The sequence below is a fragment of the Paraburkholderia sp. BR10937 genome (assembly GCF_040965695.1).
GTDB lineage: Bacteria > Pseudomonadota > Gammaproteobacteria > Burkholderiales > Burkholderiaceae > Paraburkholderia.
In genome coordinates this window covers 1-236 of the sequence record NZ_JBFRCL010000288.1, presented here as the reverse complement: position 1 = coordinate 236, position 236 = coordinate 1, and the positions used below count along the sequence as shown (strand labels likewise).

Genomic DNA, 236 nt, shown 5'->3' with positions numbered 1-236 from the left:
CGACATCAGCGACCTGCAGGGCAATGTCACGAACATCACCGGCCAGCTCGCCGATGCGGTGATGTACGACACGTCGACGCACGACTCGGTGACGCTGGGCGGTGTGGAGGCGACCACGCCGGTGGCGTTGCACAACGTGGCGGCGGGCGCAGTCTCGGCGACGAGCTTCGACGCGGTGAACGGCTCGCAGCTGTACAACCTGGCCAGCTCGACGGCGGATTCGTTCGGCGGCGGCT

Annotated in this window: 1 pseudogene; it reads left to right on the top strand. The window is 67.8% G+C overall.

Going from position 1 to position 236, the window contains the following annotated elements:
* Positions 1-236, top strand: a pseudogene (locus AB4Y44_RS43020) (adhesin); the annotation flags it as partial.